The sequence below is a fragment of the Actinoplanes subglobosus genome (genome assembly GCF_042650585.1).
In the GTDB taxonomy this organism is placed as follows: Bacteria; Actinomycetota; Actinomycetes; order Mycobacteriales; family Micromonosporaceae; genus Actinoplanes; species Actinoplanes subglobosus.
In genome coordinates this window covers 310691-329925 of the sequence record NZ_JBHSBL010000021.1, presented here as the reverse complement: position 1 = coordinate 329925, position 19235 = coordinate 310691, and the positions used below count along the sequence as shown (strand labels likewise).

14 protein-coding genes and 1 pseudogene (1 of these 15 cut by a window edge) are annotated in these 19235 nt (G+C 71.2%); 8 read left to right on the top strand and 7 right to left on the bottom strand.

What is annotated here, in order from left to right:
- Positions 1 to 382: 382 nt before the first annotated feature.
- From ACFO0C_RS33435 to ACFO0C_RS33425, 3 genes are all read left to right on the top strand, one after another.
- Entirely contained in the window at positions 383 to 877 is a 495-nt protein-coding gene (locus ACFO0C_RS33435; RefSeq protein WP_378070776.1) for a hypothetical protein, read from the top strand.
- 10 nt (positions 878 to 887) lie between these two features.
- Complete coding sequence (locus ACFO0C_RS33430; RefSeq protein WP_449191438.1) at positions 888 to 1469, top strand: M15 family metallopeptidase; 582 nt, start codon at positions 888 to 890, stop codon at positions 1467 to 1469.
- Positions 1470 to 1540: 71 nt separating this feature from the next.
- The gene (locus ACFO0C_RS33425) at positions 1541 to 1918 is read left to right on the top strand and encodes an HPF/RaiA family ribosome-associated protein (protein WP_378070739.1); all 378 of its coding nucleotides are present in this window, start codon (positions 1541 to 1543) and stop codon (positions 1916 to 1918) included.
- Positions 1919 to 2180: 262 nt separating this feature from the next.
- On the opposite strand, the gene ACFO0C_RS33420 is transcribed toward ACFO0C_RS33425, so the two are convergent.
- The 6 genes from ACFO0C_RS33420 to ACFO0C_RS33395 all read right to left on the bottom strand — a co-directional run bounded on the left by ACFO0C_RS33420 (position 2181) and on the right by ACFO0C_RS33395 (position 9342).
- Positions 2181 to 3482, bottom strand: a complete 1302-nt coding sequence (locus ACFO0C_RS33420) for an AI-2E family transporter (protein WP_378070738.1) — start codon at positions 3480 to 3482, stop codon at positions 2181 to 2183.
- A gap of 56 nt (positions 3483 to 3538) precedes the next feature.
- A complete protein-coding gene (locus ACFO0C_RS33415) occupies positions 3539 to 5041 on the bottom strand; it encodes a peroxidase family protein (protein ID WP_378070737.1) in 1503 nt (500 codons plus the stop codon).
- A 65-nt stretch (positions 5042 to 5106) separates the two neighbouring features.
- Positions 5107 to 6300, bottom strand: a complete 1194-nt coding sequence (locus tag ACFO0C_RS33410) for a polysaccharide biosynthesis protein (RefSeq protein ID WP_378070736.1) — start codon at positions 6298 to 6300, stop codon at positions 5107 to 5109.
- A 20-nt stretch (positions 6301 to 6320) separates the two neighbouring features.
- On the bottom strand, positions 6321 to 7343 hold the full coding sequence (locus ACFO0C_RS33405; RefSeq protein WP_378070735.1) for an NAD-dependent epimerase/dehydratase family protein: 1023 nt from the start codon (positions 7341 to 7343) through the stop codon (positions 6321 to 6323).
- Entirely contained in the window at positions 7340 to 8128 is a 789-nt protein-coding gene (locus ACFO0C_RS33400) for a glycosyltransferase family 2 protein (RefSeq protein ID WP_378070734.1), read from the bottom strand. The genes ACFO0C_RS33405 and ACFO0C_RS33400 overlap by 4 nt, the downstream gene beginning before the upstream one ends.
- Complete coding sequence (locus ACFO0C_RS33395; RefSeq protein ID WP_378070733.1) at positions 8125 to 9342, bottom strand: nucleotide sugar dehydrogenase; 1218 nt, start codon at positions 9340 to 9342, stop codon at positions 8125 to 8127. Before ACFO0C_RS33395 ends, ACFO0C_RS33400 begins: the two co-directional genes overlap by 4 nt.
- A gap of 216 nt (positions 9343 to 9558) precedes the next feature.
- On the opposite strand from ACFO0C_RS33395, the gene ACFO0C_RS33390 reads away from it, so the two are divergent.
- Together ACFO0C_RS33390 and ACFO0C_RS33385 are read left to right on the top strand one after the other, a co-directional pair.
- Complete coding sequence (locus ACFO0C_RS33390; RefSeq protein WP_378070732.1) at positions 9559 to 11433, top strand: hypothetical protein; 1875 nt, start codon at positions 9559 to 9561, stop codon at positions 11431 to 11433.
- Positions 11433 to 13220 carry a hypothetical protein gene (locus tag ACFO0C_RS33385; RefSeq protein ID WP_378070731.1) on the top strand — a complete coding sequence of 596 codons (1788 nt, stop codon included), beginning with the start codon at positions 11433 to 11435 and terminating at the stop codon, positions 13218 to 13220. The genes ACFO0C_RS33390 and ACFO0C_RS33385 overlap by 1 nt, the downstream gene beginning before the upstream one ends.
- 139 nt (positions 13221 to 13359) lie before the next feature.
- Here the strand turns inward: ACFO0C_RS33385 and ACFO0C_RS33380 are convergent, their stop codons facing one another.
- Positions 13360 to 14544 carry a glycosyltransferase family 4 protein gene (locus ACFO0C_RS33380; protein ID WP_378070730.1) on the bottom strand — a complete coding sequence of 395 codons (1185 nt, stop codon included), beginning with the start codon at positions 14542 to 14544 and terminating at the stop codon, positions 13360 to 13362.
- Positions 14545 to 14648: 104 nt separating this feature from the next.
- Here ACFO0C_RS33380 and ACFO0C_RS33375 point away from each other — a divergent pair, with 104 nt between their 5' ends.
- The 3 genes and pseudogenes from ACFO0C_RS33375 to ACFO0C_RS49065 form a co-directional block, all read left to right on the top strand.
- A complete protein-coding gene (locus ACFO0C_RS33375; protein WP_378070729.1) occupies positions 14649 to 16385 on the top strand; it encodes a substrate-binding domain-containing protein in 1737 nt (578 codons plus the stop codon).
- A pseudogene (locus tag ACFO0C_RS33370) lies at positions 16382 to 18826 on the top strand (alpha-(1->3)-arabinofuranosyltransferase); the annotation flags it as partial. The gene ACFO0C_RS33375 and the pseudogene ACFO0C_RS33370, both read left to right, overlap by 4 nt.
- A 395-nt stretch (positions 18827 to 19221) precedes the next feature.
- Positions 19222 to 19235, top strand: the start of a protein-coding gene (locus ACFO0C_RS49065) for a methyltransferase domain-containing protein (protein ID WP_449191437.1). Its footprint extends 2080 nt past the window's final position; the window shows 14 of its 2094 coding nt (coding positions 1-14); its start codon is at positions 19222 to 19224; its stop codon lies beyond the right edge, outside the window.

The following is a 19235-nucleotide window of genomic DNA, read 5'->3' as shown; positions in this document are numbered from 1 at the left end:
CCGTCTCCCTCGCGCCTGCGGTCCGTCGCCCTCGCGCCTGCGGTCCGTCTCCCTCGCGCCTGCGGTCCGTCTCCCTCGCGCCTGCGGTCCGTCGCCCTCGCGCCTGCGGTCCGTCTCCCTCGCGCCTGCGGTCCGTCTCCCTCGCGCCTGCGGTCCGTCTCCCTCGCGCCTGCGGTCCGTCTCCCTCGCGCCTGCGGTCCGTCGCTCTCTCCTGCGGTCCGTCTCCCTCGCGCCTGCGGCCCGCCTCCCTCGCGCCTGCAATTCGTCGGCGTTTACACCCGCTGGGCACACCGGGAGCCCTCACCGCCCCGGGAGGGGCGGTCGCGGCGCCCACCGATGTCTCGGGTTCGCCCGACGTCCTGGTTCGAGGGGGATTGCGCCATTGAGCGGGCAGATCACGGCAATTCCGCCGACTCTGGCATGCTGTGAGAAGATCATTGTCCGCGCTCGCCTGCGCGATCCTTCTGGTCACGCCCCCAGCGCCCGCCACAGCCGCACCGCCCGCATCGATCGCGGCTACACCGTCAGCACGCGCCATAGCCGCCCCATCGGCGCATGTCAGAGCCGCACCGCCGACGTCGGCCTCGACCGCGACTTCGGTATCGGCCACATCGGCCACGCCTGCGACTTCGGTATCGGCCGTGGCCGCTACTTCGGTATCGGCCGTGGCCGCGACTTCGGTATCGGCCATGCCCGCGACTTCGGTATCGGCCACGCCTGCGACTTCGGTATCGGCCATGCCCGCGACTTCGGTATCGGCCAAGCCTCCTGCGGAGGCCTATGTCATCCGGCCCGGCGACACTCTCTCCTCCATCTCCGGGCGATACGACGTTCGCGTTTCCGACCTCCGCGAATGGAACAGCATCCCCAAGGGTGAGCCCTTGCGGGTGGACGGCCTGCTACGACTGACCGCCCCGGATGAGCCGTTGCCGGACTGGCGTACCCGGGTGTCGCCGGTCACCGCCGCCGAGGCCAACGGCGACCCGGCCAAGGAGTGCCCGGTTCCCGCGACCGATCTGCGCAAGATCTGGGTCCGCTATCTGGGGTTCGACAGGCGCGCCCACGACGGCTACGTGATCATGCATCACACGCTGGCGGAGCCGATCCAGCGGGCGTTCGGCCGGTTGTACCGCTGGCGGTTCCCGATCATGGCGATGCCGCCGATGGTGGTCGAGGACCGGTCGGTGATGACATTGGGTTACGAGTGCCGGTTCGTGGCGGGTACCACCCGGTGGTCGCAGCACTCCTACGGCCTCGCGATCGACGTCAACCCGCGCCAGAATCCGATGCTCCGCGGCGACTACTTGGACCCGCCGAACAGCCGCACCTGGCTGGCCCGGGAGCGCTACTGGCCGGGGATGATGCACGAGGACGGCGCGGTTCCGGCGTTCACGGCCGAGGGCTTCTACTGGGGCGGCCGCTGGAAGACCCTCCTCGACTACATGCATTTCAGCACAAATGACCGCTGAAAGACCTGTTCAAGATCCCACACCAGGGGGTACGAGAAGTGTGACCGTATCCGCCGGAAAGAGGAGATCAGATGAGTGCCGTCGCCAACCCGGCCACCGTCGCCGAGTGCCTGCGTGTCGGGGCCGGGTTCTCGCAGGGTGACCGGAAGTGGATCGTCGAGCAGATCGGCACCCTGGACACCCGGCTGGCCGCCTTCCACGCCGACGCCACCGAGCTCGAGATCTCGGTGAAGGACCGGGCGTCCCGCGGCCAGAAGGTCACCCTGGAGTGCTGGGCCAGCGGAGGCGACAAGATCGTCACCACGTCGTCGGAGGAGGATCTCCACGCCGCGATCATGGACGTCCGTGACGATCTGCGCCGGCGGCTCAACGACGCCAAGACGAAGCAGGAACCGCGCCACAACCGGCACCTGCGCGAGGTCCCGGAGCCGGTCGACCTCGAAGCCTGACCCTCGAATGCACTTGTGCCCCGGCCGAGCAGGCCGGGGCACACGCGTGTCAAAGCCAGCCTGATCAGGATCCGGTCGGCCCGGCCTGATCGGGATCCGGTCGGTCCGGCCTGATCAGGACCCGGTCGGTCCGGCCTGATCAGGACCCGGTCGGTCCGGCCTGATCAGGACCCGGTCGGTCCGGCCTGATCAAAACCCGGTCGGTCCGGCCTGATCAGGATCCGTCGAACCAGCCGGATCAAGATCCGCCGGCCGGGCCGGATCAGGCCTGGGCGGGCTCGGGTCCGGCCACCGTCCCCGGTCCGGACGATGCCGGTGAGCCCGGCCCGGCACCGACCCGCGACGCGGCACCGGATGGAGACGCGCCACCGGATGGAGACGCGGCACCGGTCGGGGAGGCGGCACCGGACGCCGAGGTCGAGGCGGCAGCCGAGGTGGGCGAAGTGGCACCGGCCCCGGATGGCGGCGGCGAATCGGAAACCGGAACGGGCGCGTCCAGCGCGTTCTCGGTGAGCTGCTCCCGCAGATAGATCCAGAGAACCGCGATCATGGCCGCCACCGGTACCGCCAGCAGCGCCCCCACGATCCCGTAGAGGCTGCTGCCGAGCGTCACCGCCAGCAGCACCACCCCGGCGTGCAGCCCCAGCCCGCGGCTCTGGACCATCGGCTGGAAGACATTCCCTTCGAGCTGCTGCACGATCACGATGATGGCGAGCACGATCAGTGCGTCGGTCCACCCGTCGGTGACGAAGGTGATGATGACGGCGACGAAACCGGCGAAGAGCGCACCGACGATCGGGATGAAGGCGGTCACGAAGGTGAGCACCGCCAGCGGCAGGGCGAGGTCGACGCCGAGCACCGCCAGGCCGATGCCGATGAGAACGGCGTCGAGAAGCCCGACGAGGGCCTGGGAGCGGACGAACGAGCCGAGCACGTCCCAGCAGCGGGTCGCGACGATGGGCAGGTCGTTGGAGAGCCGGCCGGGGAGCTGACGGCTCAGCCAGGGCAGGAACCGCGGCCCGTCCTTGAGGAAGAAGAACATCAGGAACAGCGCGAGCACCGTGTTGACCAGGCCGTTGAACACCGAGCTGACCCCGCTGAGGGTGGCCGTCGCGATGCTGCCGACGCTGGCCTGCAACTTCTCGATGGCGGTGTCGAGGTAGCCGGTGATGTCCTCGTTGCTGATGTTCAGCGGCGGGCCGGCGGCCCAGTTCTGCAGCTCCTTGATGCCGGCGCTGACCTGGTCGGCGAGTTCGGGTGCCTTGACCGCGACGGGGGCCGCGATGCCGATGAACGTGCCGACCGCGACCACCAGGAAGAGCAGTGTCACCAGCCCGGCGGCGAGGGCGGGCGGCCACTTGTGCTTGCGCAGGAACCGGACCGGCGGCCAGGTCAGGGTGGTCAGGAGGAGTGCGATCACGACCGGCCAGATCACCGACCAGGCGCCGCCCAGCATCCGCCACGCGACCCAGCCGCCGAGCAGGACCAGCAGCAACTGGAGAGAGATGCTGGCCGATTGGCGCAGCGCTCCCCGCGTCTTTCTCGAATTCAAGCCGGTGCCCATGTGATCACCCTAGGGACCCGGGGGGCGGGCCGCGCGCCGGGACGCGCGTCCCGCGCCTACAAAACGAACTTGATGAGGTCGCCGGTGCGGAACTGGCCGAGGAGCGGGGCGATCGGGACGGTGGGACGCCAGAACGGGTTGACGCTGAGGTAGCTGTTCCGGTCCATGTCGAGGATCCCGAGGATGACTTCGGCGACGATCCGGCCGCCGACCGGGCCGAGGCGCTGTCCGGCGTACGTCAGCTCGGCTTCTTTGAGGATGTAGAACCAGAGTGGCGCCTTGCCCTTCCAGCCCGGGTCGGCCGGGCCGGGCAGGCCGAGTTCGGTGTTGGTGAGCGGTTTGATCCCCATCCGGGTGGCGACGTCCTGCCCGGCGGGCAGGCCGAGGCGGCTGCCGCGCAGCAGGTTGCGTTCGGCGAGCGACACGACGCCGTCGCTGACGACGGTGGCGGGCAGGTTGAAGAGCGGGAGGGAGAGCTTTCCGTCGATGCGGCGGGCCGCGTTGCGCGGCGTCGAGGGCTTTCCCGGTACGTCGAAGAAGTGCCACCAGTCGATCTCGAGGCCGGCCGGCAGTGGCCGGTTGCCACGCAGGTCGAAGCCTTCCTGGCCGAAGATCGCGGCTCCCGAGGGCTGCCCTCCGCGCTGGTTGAGCAGATATCCGGACCGCACCATGCTGTGCCCGAACCGGTAGGCCGCGACCGAGTACTCGATCGGCATGAACGGCCGGTTGGGGTTGCGGGGCTGGTAGTGCTCGCGGCGGACCCGTCCGAGCCGGTTGAGGTAGCGGCCCACCACCTCGGCGCCGACGATCTTCTCCAGGAAGTCGTGCACGATGATCCACTGGAAGTGCCAGCGGGTGAGCCGTTGCGCGTCGGCGAGGGTGCGGGCCAGCCGCCGTTCGAGGAGGCGGTTGTGGAACTTGGCGAACGCGATGTGCAGCTGGGCGACGATCAGGTTCTCGTCGTTGCGCGGGTCGCCGAGGTAGGCGCTGCCGTCGGGGCGGCGGGGCAGGTCGTCGACCCCGTTGGCGTTACGGACGATCTTGAGCCGGGTGCGGTCGGACTCGTACAGCTCGGGGTCCTGTCGTGGCCCGCGGCCGTAGAGGCTGCCCAGGTCGAAGTGCGGGGTGTCGAAGTTGGTGAGGGCCTGCGGGTCGGCCTGCGCCTCGGCGAGCGGGGTCCGGTCGAGGGTCATGTCGTGGTCGATGAACTGGCCGAGGAACGTGAACCCGGCCGGGATGCGCGGGTTGTCCAGGTCGGTGGGGTTGGGCGTGGACGGTTCGCCCATCTGCGCGGCCAGCGAGCGGAGCAGGTCCTCGGGTGGCTGGAAGGCGGGGGCGTTCTTGAACATGACGCCGAACCGGCCCTCGCGGGTGCGGCTGCCGCGGACCGCGATGTCGCAGCCGCGGGGGAGGGCGTTCGCGTGCTTCCAGTCGAACGGTCGGCGCGGGTCGCCCGGCGCGGCGTGGACGGGACATCCGCTCATCACCAGGGTCCCGGTGGCCGCGGCGGCCGCGGTTCCGGCGAGCAGCGTGCGCCGTTCGATGTTCGTGTCAGCCATGGCCCGGAAAGTTAGCCAGTTATATGGATCATTGCGACATCCCGTGACACGAACGGATGGAGGGTTCAATCCGTCGCGGGAGCGGACCGAATCCGTCGGTGACGTGCCACGTTGGGCACTGCGGTGGCCATCAGAAGAAGCAGGGCGGTGCCGGTCGCGCACCACATGATCGCCTCGAAGGTGTGCGGGACGACGAACTCGGCGGCGACGACGAGCAGGCCGGTCCCGGCCCACAGTGGTGCCGACGGCCACTTCGCCCCGGCCGCGACCTGAGCGTTGATCAGCACGAACACCAGGGCGTAGAGGGCGCCGGTGGCGGCGAACACCGGGGCGTACCGGCCGAGGGTGACGTAGTCCTCGCCGCCGGCGAACCGGAACGCCAGCCCGCCGGCCACCGCGGATGCCGTGACCAGGACCGTCCCGGAGGCGGTGACCAGGCCGAGCGCGACGACGAGGGCGCGCCGGCTCCCCTTCGCGAGCCGGGGGAGCAGCAACACGGTGACCACCTGCGGCGCCCAGATCGCGCCCTTGGTGAGGACCGTGCCGACCGCGTACGCCCCGGACTCGTGCCCCGGCAGCAGGTGCCGGGCCAGCAGGAAGTCGGCGTAGGAGACCACGAGCATGGCCAGGGTCGCCGAGCAGGCGGTGAAGACCTGCCGGGCGGTGATCGTCATGCCGGCCCGGGCCCCGCGGACCCGGCGGGCGAGCACCGGCAGCACGGCCGGGATGAGCAGGGCGGTGGCGGTGCCGATCAGCATCGACCCGGTGAGGCCGGCGTCCAGGAGCAGCCCGGCGCTCAAGCCCCCGTACCGCCCGGCGGCCAGCACCGACATGCCCAGCGCGAGACGCAGGAACCGCTCGTCGCCCTGCAGCTCGCCGAGCCAGCGCCCGGCCAGCACGATCGCACCGGTGTAGACGGCCAGCAGCAGGATCACCGGCGCCGGCACGTCGAGCAGCGCGTCCGCGACCGGCGCGAGCATGGCGACCAGGGCGGCGCAGGCGGCCGCGGTGAGCCATCCGGCCCGCCGCGCGGTGGCGCCGGGCCGCTTGGCCCGGTGCACGGCGACGGCGATCTGCAGACCGGTGCTGGGCACGGCCACGATGCCGGCGATGGCGAGCACGGTGGCCAGGGCGCCGAGATCGGAGGCCGCCAGGGTACGGGCCCCGAGCACCGGCACCAGATAGCCGAAGGCGCTGGTCACCGCACTGGCGACGGCGACCGCCGCGGCGCCGATCCCGAGTCGTGACGGCGCCCGCACGGGCGCCGCCCCGGTTTCGGTTACAGCCGGCCCTCTTGAACCGCCTGCGTGATCCACGGGATCACCTCGTCCAGCATCGTGTCGAGGCTGGTCTCGGCGGTGAAGCCGAGGACCTCGCGGGCCTTCGTCACGTCCGGCACGCGCATGGCGACGTCGTGCGCGAACGGCTCGTCGCTCACCACCCGGAACGGCACGTCCGGGCCCTTGATCTTGCGCCAGATCACCTCGGCGAGCTGGAGCACCGTCGTCGACTCGGCGGTCGACAGGTTGAAGTCGTCGTTGATCGCGGCGTCGTGCTCGATCGCGGTGGCGATGCCCCGTGCCAGGTCGCCGCCGTAGGTGTAGTGGCGGACCTGGTCGCCGGCGCCGAGCACGTGCAGCGGGTCCTGGCCCTTCAGCACCTTCTGCACCAGGTCCGGGACGACGTGCGACATGGCCAGCTTGACGTTGCCGGACATCACCTCGGCCGAGCCGAGTGCCCGTCCCTCGCCGATGCCGACGCAGTTGAACGGCCGGACGATGGTGTAGGGCAGCTTGTACTGGTCCCAGGCGGCGCGCGCGTAATACTCGACGGCCAGCTTCTGGAAGCCGTACGACGAGATCGGCGGCGGCACCTGGAGCTGGTCGCCCTCCTTGCTGGGCCAGCGGTCGGTCGACTCGAAGACCATCGACGACGACACGTAGGTGACCTTCTTCAGCGTGCCGTCCCGGTGCGCCGCGATCGCCGCGTCACACGACGACGCCATGATCCGCTCGTTGGTGGCGAGCAGGTCGTAGGCGTACGCGTGGAAGTAGGAGATGCCGCCGATCATCGCGGCCCCGGCGACGAAGTGGTCGCAGCCCTCCAGCAGCTTGGTGACCAGCGCGGTGTCCCGGGCGTCGCCCTCGGTGAAGCTGTAGTTCGGGTGGCTGTCGTAGCTGTGCGACACCGGCCCGTACTTGGAGAAGTTGTCCAGGCCGACGACCTCGTGCCCGCGGCCCAGCAGTTCCTCGACCAGATATCCGCCGATGAAACCGGCCGAGCCGGTGACCAGCACCTTCATGCGGGCGTGTCCTCCCTGTGTCGCCCAGTCACCGGAGTCGGCGTGGGCCGTTTCTCCGCCCAGCGGGCGGCCATCTGAGCGTCCGACATACGCCGTCCGAACGCGAAAAAGTACCAGCGCAGATAACTCGGCATGAACCGGCCCACGTCGAAGTGTGACTCCCCGAGCTGGCGGTCGAGCCAGATCGTCGGGATCTCGGCCACCGGGCGGCGCAGGCGGGTCGCCTTCGCGGTCAGCTCGATGCCGATCTCGAAACCGGTGTTCGACTCGATGCCGACCTCACGGACGAAATCGGTGTCGTACGCCTTGAAGCTGTTCGTGGCGTCGCGGGTGCCGACCCGGGCGAACGTCTTGAGCGTCTTGCCGGCCCACCGGGAGGCGATCCGCTTGAACCGGGGGCCGCCGACCTGCTGCCCGCCGGGCATGTAGCGGGACGCCGCCGCGACGACCACGCCACGGTCGACGAGCCGGGCCAGGTCGTCGATCTGCTGCGGGTCGTCGCAGCCGTCGGCCATGGTCACGACCGCCACCGGGGCGCGCGCCGCGTCGATGCCGAACCGGATCGCGTTGGCCGGCCCCCGGCCGTAGGTGTTGAGCACGGCCCGCACCCGCGGATCGGTGCGGGCCAGCTCGTGCACGTAGGGGACGGTGGTGTCCTCGGGCATGTCGTGCACGACCAGTATCTCGGCCGGCAGCAGCACCTCCCGCAGGATCCGCTCCAGGTGGCGGACCACCTCCGGTCCCTCGTTGTAGACCGGGATGACGACGGAGACCCGTGGCGTCACACCAGCACCCCCTGTCCGGTGAGGCCCCACATGTCGATGACCGGCTTCTCGGTGTCGAGCGTCCGGTAGTCCGGGTGCGGCGACGCGATCACCAGCAGGTCGGCGCGCTTGAGCACGTCATCGAGCGGCAGGAAGCGGTCGTCCTTGACATACGGATCGGTGCAGAGCGTCTCCCGCGCCTTCAAGGTCAGGATCTTGCGCAGCTTGTACGCGAGACTGTCCCGTGAGTCGTCGGAGCCGCCTTTGAACGCCATCCCGAGGATGCCCACGCTCAGCTCGCCCAGGTCGAACCGGTCCTCCAGCCGCGACACCAGGTAGAGCGGCAGGCCCTCGTTGATCAGCATCGCCGAGTGGCCGAGCACGAAGTTGTTCCGGTTGAAGGCGGCCAGCTGCATCGTGTCCTTGAGCAGGCACGGCCCGGCCGCGAACCCGGGCATCGGCAGGTCGGCGGCGCGCGGGTAGTCGTAGGAGACGGCGTGCCGGATCCGCGCGAAGTCGAGCCCGAAGTCGTTGGCCATCATCCAGAACTGGTTGGCGGCGGCGAACTTCAGGTAGCGCCAGGTGTTGGTGAACAGCTTCGCCAGCTCGGCCTCCTCGGGCTCGAGCGTGACGATCGAGTCGGTGAGGTGCCGGAAGAGCTTCTCGGCACGATCAAGGGCCTGCGGGGTACGGGCGGCGACGATCTGCGGCAGCGTGAAGAGCTCAGTCATCGCCCTGCCCTCGGCGATCCGCTCCGGGCAGAACGCCACGTCGACGTGCAGGCCCCGGCTGTTCAGCAGCTTCTCGGTCAGCGCCGTGACACCGGGGTAGACGGTGCTGCGCAGCACGATGAGCTGGCCGTCGTGCAAGTACTCCACGCAGCGCTCGATCGCCCGCGGCACCGCGCCCAGGTCCGGGTTGAGGTGCTCGTCGACCGGCGTGCCGACCACCACGACCAGGGCCTCGGCGCGCCCGACGCTCTCCGGGGCGGTGCTGGCCCGCAGCCGGCCGGCGGCCAGCGCCTCGGCCAGCGGCCCGGCCGCGCCCTCCTCGTCGAACGGCATGACACCGGAGTTGACCCGGTCCACGGCGGCCGCGTCGATGTCGTAGAGCAGCACGGACAGGCCCCGCGAGGCGAGGGCGATGCCCAGCGGCAGGCCCACCCGTCCACAACCGCCGACCACGCAGACGTCCACACCGGTGGCCACACCGGCAACGTCCAGGGAATCGGTCATCTCGCCTCGCAATCGCCTAGGTGCCGCCGATCTGTGTCGGCTCTGTATCGGCTTGGTGTCGGCTCGTGCAGGTTACTGGTGAGTCACACTCGGGTCTAGTGGCAGCTCGAACCCGGAAGTTCGGCCCCCTGAGCGGCTGGTTGAGGGGTCCGGGCCGGTTGATCGGAAACGAGACCCGGCCTGTCAAACCTGGTGTGCCTGTGGCAACCTGCTGACGTGTCCTTGGCTCCGCAACCCGAGCGCAGCTCGCCACCGTCCACACCGGCTGCCGCCCCACCGGTGCAGAGCATCGGCCTCACCGTCACGGCGGTGGCGGCCGTGCTCATCGTGGTGAGCGTGGGCGCGCGAGCGCTGATCGCGCACCGGGGATACCTGACCTACGACGACTTCCCGCTCGTCTCCATGGCGGAGGGCAACGGGCTGTCGCCCGATTACCTCTTCGGCCTGTTCAACAACCACCTGATGCCGGCCGGGCAGCTGGTCACGTGGCTGACGCTGCACGTCGGCGGGTTCAGCTACACACCGTTCCTGACCCTGCTGGTGGCCGGTCAGCTGGCCGTCAGCATCGCGCTCTACCGGCTGCTGCGGCTCATGCTCCAGCCCGGCTGGGCGGTGCTGGTGCCGTTGTCGATCTTCCTGTTCAGCCCGCTCACGCTGGAGGCGACCTCCTGGTGGGCGGTCGGGATCAACATGCTGCCAATGCAGCTGGCGATGATCCTGGCGGTCGGTGCGCAGGTGAAGTACATCCGGACCCGGCGCCCCAAGCACCTGGTGACGCTGGGCCTGTCGATCCTGCTGGGGCTGGTCTTCTTCGAGAAGGCGCTGCTCGCGGTCGCTCTGGTCTTCCTCACGACGCTCTGCCTCTACACCCGGGGCGGGCCGTTCCGGTCGGTGTGGACCACGATCCGCCGGTGGTGGCCGTCGTGGGCGGTGCTGACCAACATCTCCCTGCTGTTCCTGGTCTTCTACCTGGCCCGCTCGACGTCCTCGCTGCGCCGCCCGTCCTCGGTCGACGAGGTGGTCACCTTCGTGACCCAGATGTTCGGCAACACCCTCTTCCCCGGCCTGATGGGCGGGCCGTGGCAGTGGATGGCCGCCGGTGACGGCGCCCCGGTCACCGCGCCCGCGGAGAACGTGCGCTGGATCGCGCTGGGCGTGATGGTGCTGTTCATCGGGTTCACCGTGTGGCTGCGGGGCACCGAGGCCGGCCGGGCGTGGCTGCTCATGTTCCTGTATGCGGCGCTGGTGGCCGGCCTGCTCGGCGCGACCCGGCTCGGATCCATCTACAGCGGCGTGGCCGGCGCCGTGCCCCGCTACATCTCGGACGTGGTGGTGGTCGCGGCGATAGCGGCCGGCGCGGCGCTCTGCGGGGTGCGGCGTGAGGGCATCGAGGAGGTGGCCGCCGCCGAGCGCCCGCGGGCCCGGCTGGTCGGCGTGCCCCGCGCGCTGCCGGTGCTCGCCGCGGTCGTCGTGGTGCTGGCCGGCAGTGCCGCGTTCACCTCGCTGCGGTTCGGCGACGAGTGGGCGCTCAAGAAGGGTCGCGACTACCTGCTCACGGCGAAGGCCGAGCTCGCCGCCGCGCCGGCCGGCACCGTCTTCATGGACTCGCTGGTCCCCGAGGACGTGGTGGGCCGCCTGTCGGCGCCGTACAACAAGCAGTCGGAGTTCTTCGGCCCGCTCGGCAAGGACGGCCCGATCTTCGTCATCCAGTCCCGGCACCTGTCGGCGTTCGACGAGACCGGCCACATCCGGCGGGCCTGGGTCAACGGTGTCTCCGCGGAGCCCGGGCCGGTGCAGGGCTGCGGCTACCGGATCACCGGCGGCCCGGTCAGCATTCCCCTGAAGAACAGCGTCGAGGACTACTGGTGGGTGGTGCGGATCGCCTACCTCAGTGACCGGGACACCTCGGCCACGCTGCGGATCGGCGCCGGCGAGATCATCCCGTTCGACGTACACCGTGGGCTGAACGAGGTGTTCGCGCTCGCGTCCGGCGGTGGCGGCACGGTCGAGGTGGACCTCACCGACGACACGGTCGGGGTCTGCACCGACGAGATCACGGTGGGCCAGGTCGTCCCGGCCCCCGCGGGGTAGTGCGCGCGACACCGGTCCTCCACACGATCGCGGGCGCCGTCACGGCGGTCGTGCTCGCGCCGCTCGCCCTGCCCGGTTACGTGCTGCGCTACGACATGACGTTCGTCCCGCATCAGCCGATGACCTGGGAGATGCTCGCCCCGGCGGACGCGCTCCCACGTGCCGTGCCACTGGACGCCGTGGTGTCGGCGGCGAGCCTGGTGATGCCGGGCTGGCTGCTCCAGCGGGTCGCGCTGGTGGCGATCGTCTACCTGGCCGCGCTCGGGGCGGCCCGGCTGCTGCCGGCCGAGCGGCTGCTGCCCCGGGCCGTGGCGGCGCTGGCCTTCGCGTGGACCCCGTTCCTGGCCGAGCGCCTCCTGCTGGGTCAGTGGGCGCTGCTCCTGGCGTACGCCTGCCTGCCCTGGCTGATCCTCGCGGCGGGTGACGTGCGTGCGGGCCGTAGGGGCGGGCTGCCTCGTCTGGTGGTGGCCGCCGCGCCGGCCGCGCTGACGCCGACCGGCGGCCTGATCGCGCTGGTGACCGTGGCCGTGCTGCTGCCGCTGCGCCGGCGGGTGACCGCCGCCGCCCTGGCCGCGGTGGCCGCCCTGAACGCGCCGTGGCTGGTGGCGGCGCTGACCGCACCGGCCGGGGGAGCGTCCGACCCGGAGGGCGTGGCCCAGTTCGCGGCCCGGGCGGAGAACTGGGCGGGCACGTTCGTGGCGCTGGCCGGGACGGGTGGCATCTGGAACGCGCAGACCGTGCCGGCCAGCCGGGAGTCGGTGCTGGCCCCGCTGGTGACGCTGGTGCTGCTGGTGGTGGCCGCGCCCGGGCTGCGGGAGCTGAGACGTCGCCTGCCGGGTGTCGCGGACCGGCTGTTCGTGCTGGCCGCGGGCGGGTTCCTGCTGGCGCTGGCCGGGGCGACACCGGCGGCCGTGCTGCTGGAGTGGGCCGTCGTCCACGTGCCGGGTGGTGGCCTGTTGCGCGACGGGCAGAAGTTCCTCCTCCCGTACACCCTGGTCCTCGCTCTGGGTTTCGCCCTCGGCGCCGAGCTGCTCGCCGGGCGTCTCGCCCGCCGATGGGATCCGGCCTCCGGCCGGGCGCTGCTCGCCGCGGCCGCGCTGCTGCCCGTCGTGCTGCTTCCGGACCTCGCGTTCGGTGCGATGGGACAGCTCAGGCCGGTGCGCTACCCGGCCGATTGGGAGCGGGTGGCCACGCTGGTGTCGCAGAGTCCGGGCGAGGTGCTGTCGCTGCCTTTCGAGGGCTATCAGCGGTACGCCTGGGCCGGCGGCGTGGTGATCAGGGATCCGGCGCCCCGCATCCTGGATGTGCCGGTGCTGATGAACGACGCCCTGCGGGTCGGGCCGGTGACCGTCGACGGCGAGAGCCCCCGAGCCGGCGCGGCCGGTGCCCTGCTGGCCGCGGGCCGTCCCGCGGCCGAGGCCGGGACCCGCTGGGTGCTGGTGGCCCGAGGCACCCAAGAGCCGGACAATTCCGTACTTTCGGGTCTGCGTCTGGTGTACGACGGCCGGTACCTTCAACTGTGGGAGAACCCGTCGGCACCGGCGGTCATCGAGCTGGCGGATTCCGGCCGCCGGATCGCCGCCCTGGTCGCGCATGTGATCGCTGCCGCGATCGTGATCAGTGGGGTTCTTGCACTACTGCTACTGGGCAGTAGATCGTGGTACCGTCCGCGCACCTACCGAACCGGGGAGGAAAGATCATGGCCAAACTGGCCACGTTCATTGTTGCGACGTTCGCCGGGGGCATCCTCGGGGTCGTCGGAGTGTTCGCGGCGGCCAGCGCCCTGAACCCCTCCGCCGACCACGTCGCCAGCGTGAGCAAAGTCGACCCGCAGCAGGGTGCGGCGGCCTACGGCTCTCGCTGAGATACAACGGAAACAGCCGGTCAGCGATTTCGCTGACCGGCTGTTTCTCGTCTGTCCGGACGTCAGTTGCGCACCGGCTCGTCGGCCGGGATCTGCTGGCCGCCGCCCAGCTGCCGGGCGACCACCTCGGAGAAGCCCTGACCCGCCTTCTCCCAGGTGAAGGCGCTCGCGTGCACGGCCGCGGCCAGGCCCATCCCGGTCCGCCGGGAGGCATCCAGCAGCAGTGCGCGGACCTGCAGGTAGAAGTCGTACTCGTTCTCCACGAGCACGCCGGTCTCCCCGTCGGCCATCGCGTCGGCCACCCCGCCCGCCGAGCGGAACGCCACCGACGGCGTGCCGCGGACGCCGGCCTCGACGATGGTCAGGCCCCAGCCCTCCTTGAGTGAGGGCATCAGCAGCAGCCACGAGCGGCAGAGCAGCTCGTGCTTGTGGTCCTCGGTGACGAAGCCGGTGAACCGGACCCGGTCCTCGATCTCCAGGTCGGCGGTGAGCTGCCGCAGCGGCTCGTCCCACCAGCCCTGGCCGGCCACCACCAGCTCGATGCCGGGCAGTTCGGCGGCGAGCAGCGCGGTGGCCCGCAGCGCGAACTCGACCCGCTTGTGCGGCACGAGACGGCCCAGCACCATCAGGCTCGGGTGGGCGCTGCGCGGGTGCGGCGGCCCGGTCACCTCGGGTGTCCCGTTGTGCACGACCGAGATCCGGTGCCGGTCCACCCCCAGCCCGACCAGCTCCTCGCGGGTCGACTCGGAGACCGTCACGTAGGCGCAGTGCCGGTAGACCCGGATCGCCAGCACCGACTCGATCCACCAGCCGATCCGGGCGATCCGCGGCCCGAAAACCACCGGCCACTGCTCCCGGTGCACGTGGTGGACCAGCACGATCACCGGTTTACGGACGTAGAGGCGGCTGAGGAACGGCATGCCGTTGCCCACGTCTATGATCAGGTCCGGTCGGCCGAGGCGGCGCCGGGACAGAGGTCCGATGCCGAGGAAGCCGAGCAGGTAGGTGAGGGCGGCCATCAGGTAGACGGTGTGCCGTCCACCTCGGCGGACGATCCGCACCCCGTCAGGGGTGCTCTCCTCCGCCGGGGCGGTTCCGTGTGCCTGGCAGAGCAGGGTCACGCGGTAACCGTGGCGCACGAGTTCCTTGGCCACCCGGTCGAGATAGAGCTCTGAGCCCCCGCCTTCGGGGTGCTTGGTGTCGCGCCAGTTCATGAACAGGACGTGACCGCCGCAGGCATCCGTCATGGTCTACTCTGCCACCCCTACTAGCGAGTACGATTCGCGGTCGCGTCACACTAGGTCAGCTCTGGGAACGTACGCAACGGGCGCGTTACATCGGAAGGAGCCGCGTGAGCGAAGGGAGCCTCCGCTCGCGACCGGAGTTCTGGCCGGTCACGATGCTGAGCATCACGCTGATCGCGGTTCTCGCGGGATGGTCCGGATTCACATATGTCGATCGGACCCGGAGCGATCCGCCCTGCTCCCAGCGCACGACGCTGAGAGTCGCGGCGGCGCCGAGCATCGCCCCGCCGATCCGGGAGATCGCCTCCCGGCTCACCGCCCGCGACGAATGCCTCGACCTGGTGGTCGAGGAACGCGAGTCGGCGGAGGTGCTGCGCGCGGTCGCGCGTACCGCTCCGGATTCCGCTGTCACAGCTTCCGGATCGGCTCCGGCGAGCCCCGCTGGAGGAAAGTCGGCCAGCGCCAGTGCCGGAGTTCCCGTCGACCCGATCGCGCAGACCCCCGACGTGTGGGTGCCCGAGTCGACCCTGTGGCTGCGCCGGGCCCGTGCGGCCAGCGCGTTCGGGGTACCGGCCGAGGGCATCTCGGTGGCCACCTCGCCGGTCGTCGTCGCGCTCGACCAGGGGACCGCCGAGCGGCTGGCGGCCAGGAAGCAGCTGGCCTGGCCCAAGCTGGTCGGCGCCGCGAAACTGCCCGTCCCGGTCGCCCTGCCCGACCCGGCGACCAGCCCGCTCGGGTTCGGCGCCCTCGTCGGCATCCGCAACATCGCCAAGAACGACGCACCCGGCACCGCGGCGATCATGCGACGGCTCTCGCCGTACACCGTCTCCACCGCCGGTGAGGCCGCACCCGACCCGGTCGGGCCCGGCAAGGACGAGACCGCCGTGGTCAGCACCGAGCAGCAGGTGCTCTTCGCCGCCGACGGCGGGAAGAAGCAGGTCGCCGTCTACCCGGGGACCGCGGTGCCCGGGCCGGACTACCCGTTCGCGGTGATCACCGCCGAGGACGAGCCCCGCGAGTACGCCGCCGAGCTGCTGCGCGCGCTGCTCGCCGGCAACGGCGCCGCGGTGATCAACGGGCACGGGCTGCGTACCCCGTCCGGCACCGCCCCGGCCGGCATCGTGAGCGCCACCAAGGTCCGCACCGGGACGTACGCCCCGGCCGCCCTGCCCGCCGAGACCGACGCGGAGACCCTGCTCAACGCGTGGGGCGGGGTGCACATCAGCGCCCGCATGCTCGCCGTCTTCGACATCTCCGGCTCGATGGCCGCCGTCGTCCCCGGCTCCTCCGAGACCCGGATGCAGGCCACCGTCAAGGCCGCGCAGGACGGCGTGAAGCTGCTGCTGCCCACCACCGAGCTGGGCATCTGGGAGTTCTCCACCGACCTGGACGGCAAGCGCGACTACCGTGAGGTGGTCCCGGTCGGCCCGATCGGGCCGCGCCGGGAGGAGCTCATCCGCAAGGTCGGCCGGATGGAGGTCAACCCCAACGGCCACACCGGCCTCTACGACACCGCGCTGGCCGCCTACCGGGACGCCACCCGCAACTGGACACCGGGCCGGATCAACATGGTGCTGATCCTGACCGACGGCACCGACGACAACGCCAGCGGCATGAAACGCGGCGAACTCCTCCGTGAGCTGGGCGAACTCGTCGACCGCAAGCGTCCGCTACCGATCCTGTTCATCGGTGTCGGACCGGAGATCGACGCCGGCGAGCTCAACCAGATCGCCAAGGCCACCGGCGGTCAGGTCGCGCTCACCGAGAAGCCCTCCGGTATCCGCCAGATCTTCTACACTGCGCTCGCCGAATTCAGCTGCCTGCCTCCGAGGTGCCGCCGATGACCGCGTCCCTCCTGGAGCGGACGACCCCTGTGACCACCGCACGGCCCTCGGTTCCGCCGAGCCCCAGCCGGCACGTCCTCGCCGTCGCCGGCGCCGTGGTCCTGATCGTCCTCGCCTTCATCCAGCGCGCCGGCCGCATCACGTTCGACACCAAGCTCGACATGGCCGAGAACCCGATCGGCTTCATGGAGCGGGCCCTGCACCTGTGGAACCCGTGGTCCGCCTCCGGCGAACTGCAGCAGCAGGCGTACGGCTACCTGTTCCCGATGGGCCCGTTCTTCGCCGCCGGTGACCTGCTCGGCGTACCCCAGTGGATCACCCAGCGGCTGTGGTGCGCCCTGCTGCTCTGCGCCGCCTACTTCGGCACCCTGCTGCTGGCCCGCGCCCTGCGGATCGGCAACGACACCGGCCGGATCGTCGCCGCGCTCGCCTACGCGCTGGCGCCCCGCATGCTCACCGAGATCGGCCCGCTCTCCTCCGAGATGCTGCCGGTCGTCTTCCTGCCGTGGGTGATGCTGCCGCTCGTCCGGGTCCGCCGGCTCGGCTCGCCCCGCCGGGCCGCCGCGCTCTCCGCCCTGGCCGCCCTCTTCATGGGCGGCATCAACGCGGCCGCCGTGGTGATGGCCCTGGTGCTGCCCGGCCTGTGGCTGATCACCCGCCGCTGGGACCGTCGCCTGTTCGCGCTGATCTTCTGGTGGGTGGTCTGCATCATCGGGACCACCCTGTGGTGGATCGTCCCGCTGCTGCTCTTCGGCCAGTACAGCCTGCCGTTCCTGGACTTCATCGAGTCGTCCGGCACCACCACCGCGGTCACCTCGCAGTACCAGGCGCTGCGCGGCACCAACCAGTGGGTCGGTTACATCGTGCAGGGCGACCCGTGGTGGCCGGCCGGCTGGACGCTCGTCGACAACCCGGCCCTGATGGCCGCGACCGCCCTGGTCGCCGTGCTCGGGCTGTGCGGCCTCGCGCTGCGGGGGATGCCCGAGCGCCGGTTCCTGATCATCGCGGCGCTGACCGGCCTGAGCCTGCTGACCGTCGGCTACGTCGGCACCATGGACAGCCCGTTCGCGCCGCTGGTGCGCGAGCTGCTGGACGGACCGCTCGCCCCGCTGCGCAACGTGCACAAGTGGGAGCCGGTCCTGCGGCTGCCGATCGTGCTGGGCCTGGCCTACCTGACCAGCAAGGCCTTCACCTGGCGGCGGCTGCGGCTGCGCCTCCCGGCGAGCCCGCTGGTCGCGGTGCTGCTGGTGGTGGCGGCCGCACCGGCCGGCCTGATGCTGCTGCGCCCGGGGCCCGGCTGGACCGAGATGCCGTCCTACTGGCGGGAGGCGACCGGCTGGCTCGCCGACCAGGACGCGCAGGCCCGCACCCTGGTCGTGCCCGGCTCCGGTTTCGCCCAGCACACCTGGGGCCGGACCGTCGACGAGCCGATCCAGCCGCTGGCCGGGGCACCCTGGTCCACCCGGAACCAGATCCCGCTCAGCTCCGAGGGCAACATCCGGGTGATGGACACCGTCGAGGCGGTGCTCGAACAGGGCCGCGGCTCCCCGGCGCTGGCCGAGTTCCTGGCCCGCTCGGGCTACAAGTACCTGCTGGTCCGGCACGACCTGGACCGGGCCGCCTCGGGCGCGCCGCCGATCGCCGTGGTGCGGGCGGCCATCGCCGGCTCGCCCGGTCTCGCGCTGGCCGCCGGCTTCGGCCCGCAGGTCGGTCCCGGCGGCGCGGACCCGAGCCCGGTCGACGCGTCGGTCTCCGTGCCGGCGATCGAGATCTACCAGGTCACCGCGGACGTCCCGCAGGTCTCGGCCACCACGGTCAGCAACGTCCCGGTGGTCAGCGGCGGCCCCGAGTCGCTGCTCGGCGTGCTCGAACAGGGCCTGCTCGACCCCGGGCAGCCGACCGTCCTGGCCGGTGACGCCGACGGCGAGCTCGGCCTGGGTACTGGCGAGTCGACGGCCCGGCCGATCGTCACCGACGGTCTGCGCCGCCGCGAGGTCAACATCGGCCGGGTCCGGGACAACGTCAGCCAGACCCTGACCCGGTCGGAGAAGACCCGGCAGGGCCGCCTGCGCGCCGACTTCCTGCCGTTCCAGGGCAAGGTCCACCAGACGGTCGCCGAGTACCAGGGCATCCGCTCGGTCCAGGCCTCCAGCAGCGCCTCGTTCGCCGACTCGATCAGCGCCACCGACCCGTCCGGCATGCCGTTCGCGGCCCTCGACGGCGACCGGGGTACGGCGTGGCGCTCCGACCCGTTCCAGTCGGGCGTCGGGCAGTGGATCGACGTCGAGCTGGGCACCGCCAAGCGGGTCACCTCGATCACCGTCGACTTCTCCGAGGACCTGCGGGTCGCCGCGCCGGTCGCCATGGTCCGCCTCACCACTGACCAGGGCATCGTCGACCGGCTCGTGCCGGAGACCCCGGGCCCGCACACGCTCTCCACCCTGCCCGGCCTCACCACCGCGGTCCGCGTCACGGTGCTCGCGCTGCGCAGCGGCTACGACGGCGCGGTGGCCCTGCGTGAACTGGGCGTCCCCGGGCTGGACGCGGAGCGGGGCCTGCGCGCGCCCGACGACCTCGGGACGACCACCACACCGTCGTACGTGTTCGCCCGGGACGCCCAGCAGCGCGGTGCCTGCTGGGGTTCCCGCTGCGACCAGTTCCTGGCCCGCTCCGGCGAGGAGCCGCTCGGCCTGGACCGCTACTTCACCACCCCGGCTGACGGCTCCTACGACCTGCGGCTCACCGCGGCGGTCCGGCCCGGCGCCACCGTCCCGCTGCAGAAACCGGTCCGCGCCGCGGCGTCGTCGGTGCTGGCCGGCGATGTGTCGGCCGGTGCCTGGGCGGCCGTCG

What these genes read in the sequence shown, in the direction of transcription:
- ACFO0C_RS33380 (WP_378070730.1), bottom strand. Translation starts at nt 14,544, where the DNA reads ATGACGGATGCCTGCGGCGGTCACGTCCTGTTCATGAACTGGCGCGAC.
- ACFO0C_RS33415 (WP_378070737.1), bottom strand. Translation starts at nt 5,041, where the DNA reads ATGGCTGACACGAACATCGAACGGCGCACGCTGCTCGCCGGAACCGCG.
- ACFO0C_RS33405 (WP_378070735.1), bottom strand. Translation starts at nt 7,343, where the DNA reads ATGAAGGTGCTGGTCACCGGCTCGGCCGGTTTCATCGGCGGATATCTG.
- ACFO0C_RS33425 (WP_378070739.1), top strand. Translation starts at nt 1,541, where the DNA reads ATGAGTGCCGTCGCCAACCCGGCCACCGTCGCCGAGTGCCTGCGTGTC.
- ACFO0C_RS33395 (WP_378070733.1), bottom strand. Translation starts at nt 9,342, where the DNA reads ATGACCGATTCCCTGGACGTTGCCGGTGTGGCCACCGGTGTGGACGTC.
- ACFO0C_RS33420 (WP_378070738.1), bottom strand. Translation starts at nt 3,482, where the DNA reads ATGGGCACCGGCTTGAATTCGAGAAAGACGCGGGGAGCGCTGCGCCAA.